Here is a 2861-nt window from a genome sequence, read left to right as displayed (position 1 = left end):
CGGCACGGGGCAGGGGGCGGGCGTCGCGCGGGTCGCTCATCGAGGGTCGCGCGCGGCAGCGGGCGTCATCGCACCCGCAGGCCCGGCACGGCGCCGGGCGTTGGCTCGAGCAGGTAGAGCCCGGGATGGGTCTTCTCGTCGGCGTGCGACGCGGCCAGCACCATGCCTTCGCTGAGGCCGAACTTCATCTTGCGCGGCGCCAGGTTGGCGACCACCACCGTGAACTTGCCGATCACGTCGGCCGGCTTGAACGCCGACTGGATGCCGCTGAAGACGGTGCGGTGGCGGCCTTCGCCGACATCGAGCGAGAGGCGCAGCAGTTTGGTGCTGCCCTCGACGAGTGCCGCGTCGACGATCTGCGCGAGACGCAGGTCGATCTTCGTGAAATCGTCGATCGTGATCGTCGGCGCCAGCGCCTCGCCGCCGGGAACGGCTCCCGCTCCCGCCGCCGCGGGAGAGGTCTGGGGCGAGGGCTCGGCCGGTGGCTCGAACAGCGCATCGAGCAGCTTCGGGTCGACGCGCTGCATCAGATGCTTGTATTCGCCGATCGCGTGCGCGCCCAGCAGGCGGCCGGCGTCGGCGAAGCGCATCGGCTCGACCTTCAAAAACCCTTCGACCTGCGCCGCCAGCGCCGGCAACACCGGCTTCAGGTAGATCGTCAGCAGGCGGAAGGCCTCGATGCAGGTGCTGCAGACCTGCTGAAGGCGTGCGTCCTGGCCAGCCTGCTTGGCGAGCTCCCAGGGCTTGTTGGCGTCGACGTACTCGTTCACACGGTCGGCCAGTGCCATGGCCTCGCGCAGGGCCTTCGCGTACTCGCGATCCTCGTACAGCCGCGCGATGTCGTCGCGCGCAGCCTGCAGGCCTTCGAGCAGCGTGCGGCTCTCGGCCGGCAACTCGGCGGTCAGCCGGCCGTCGAAGCGCTTGGATAGGAAGCCCGCCGCCCGACTGGCGATGTTGATGTACTTCCCCACCAGGTCGCTGTTGACCCGCGCGACGAAGTCATCCGGGTTGAAGTCCACGTCCTCGACGCGGCCGTTCAGCTTGGCCGCGATGTAGTAGCGCAGCCACTCGGCATTCATGCCGATCTCGAGGTAGCGCAGCGGCGAGATGCCGGTGCCGCGGCTCTTGCTCATCTTCTCGCCGCTCACTGTGATGAAGCCGTGCACGAACACGTGGTCCGGCGTGCGCCGGCCGCTGAAGTGCAGCATCGCCGGCCAGAACAGCGTGTGGAAATAGGTGATGTCCTTGCCGATGAAATGCACCTGCTCGGTCTTCGGGTCGGCCATGAAGGCCTCGAAGTCCAGCCCCTGCTTGTCGAAGTAGTTCTTCAGCGAGGCCAGGTAGCCGATCGGCGCGTCGAGCCACACGTAGAAGTACTTGCCCGGCGCGTCGGGAATCTCGATGCCGAAGTAGGGCGCGTCGCGCGAGATGTCCCAGTCGGCCAGACCACCGTGGCCTTGCTCGTCGGTGGCGAACCACTCCTTGATCTTGTTCAGCACCTCGGCCTGCAGGCGCGGCTGGCCGCTGATCGGCGCGCTGCCGTGGGTCCAGTCCTTCAGGAAATCGAGGCAGCGCGGCGAGCTGAGCTGGAAGAAGTGGTGCTCGCTGGTCTTCATGACCGGCGTCGCGCCGGTCAGCGTGGAGTAGGGGTTCTTCAGCTCGGTGGGCGCGTAGACCGCACCGCAGACCTCGCAGGAGTCGCCGTACTGGTCCTTCGCGCCGCACTTCGGACACTCGCCCTTGATGTAGCGGTCGGGCAGGAACATGGCCTTCACCGGATCGAAGAACTGCTCGATCTCGCGCGTGAAGATCAGGCCGTTGCGGCGCAGCGCGCGGTAGGTGTCCTGCGCGAGCTGGTGGTTCTCGGGGCCGTCGGTCGAGTGCCAGTTGTCGAAGGCGATGTGGAAGCCGTCGAGGTAGGGCTTGCGGCCGGCGGCGATGTCGGCCACGAACTGCTGCGGCGTCTTGCCGGCCTTCTCGGCGGCGATCATGATCGGCGCGCCGTGCGCGTCGTCGGCGCCGACGAAGTGCACCACGCGGCCCTGCATGCGCTGGAAGCGCACCCAGATGTCGGCCTGGATGTACTCCATGATGTGGCCGATGTGGAAATGCCCGTTGGCATAGGGCAGGGCGGTGGTGACGAACAGCTGGCGCGGCATGGGAACGGGGCCGGCGGGGGCCGGCAGGGACAATGGCCGAAGAAAAAGATTGTAGGTCTGGCCCCCGATAATCCGACCCTTGCCCGGCTGCCGCCGGCCTGTCTCTCCGGCTTCCGCTTCGCATGAACCCGCTCCTGCCGCCTCACCGCACGCTCCGTCCCACCGCCCTGCGGTCCGCCGTCGGGAGCGCCTGAATGCCACGCGGCCTGTACGTGGCGTGGCGCCTGCCGCTGGTGTTCTGCGGACTGCTGGTGCTGCTGGTCGGCCTGCTGCTGATCGGCTGGCGCGACTACGCGGCGCTGCTGCAGTCGCAGGAGCTGCGCCTGCGCAGCGAACAGGCGATCGCAGTGCTGGCCGAACTCGACCGCCTCGCGGCGCCGCCCACCGAGATGGCGCTGTGCGTGGCCGTCGGGGCGCCCGGTGGCCTCGGCCCCCGAAGGCGCCCGGACGGCAACCCCTGGAGCGAACCGCTGGCGCGCCTGCGCGGCCTGGTGGCGGACAACCCCTCGCAGGTCGGTCGCGTCGAGTCGCTGACGATGGCGCTGCGTGAATGGCAGCAGCTCTACACGCTGCCGCTGCAGCGGGCCTGCACGGCCGGGCAGCGGCTGGGTTCGGCCTATGTGCAGTCGCTGTTCCGCGTGGCCGCGCCCACCCGGACGCGCATCGCTGCCGAACTCGCCGGCCTGCGGCGCACCGAGGCGG

2 protein-coding genes are annotated in these 2861 nt (G+C 69.0%); one reads left to right on the top strand and one right to left on the bottom strand.

What is annotated here, in order from left to right; genetic code table 11:
* Window positions 1-65: 65 nt before the first annotated feature.
* On the bottom strand, window positions 66-2159 hold the full coding sequence (gene metG, locus x551_RS20685; protein ID WP_036250847.1) for a methionine--tRNA ligase: 2094 nt from the start codon (window positions 2157-2159) through the stop codon (window positions 66-68).
* A gap of 194 nt (window positions 2160-2353) precedes the next feature.
* On the opposite strand from metG, the gene x551_RS20680 reads away from it, so the two are divergent.
* Window positions 2354-2861 (top strand): hypothetical protein (locus tag x551_RS20680; protein WP_036250844.1); only part of this gene is annotated, 508 nt, incomplete at its 3' end.

The sequence above is a fragment of the Methylibium sp. T29 genome (assembly GCF_000576205.1).
GTDB lineage: Bacteria > Pseudomonadota > Gammaproteobacteria > Burkholderiales > Burkholderiaceae_C > Methylibium > Methylibium petroleiphilum.
Note: the sequence above shows the minus strand (reverse complement) of the source record. Positions and strands in the feature narration are given on the sequence as shown.

Bases quoted from the DNA above. Each gene is read 5' to 3' on its own strand.
- metG (WP_036250847.1), bottom strand. From the start codon at position 2,159: ATGCCGCGCCAGCTGTTCGTCACCACCGCCCTGCCCTATGCCAACGGG.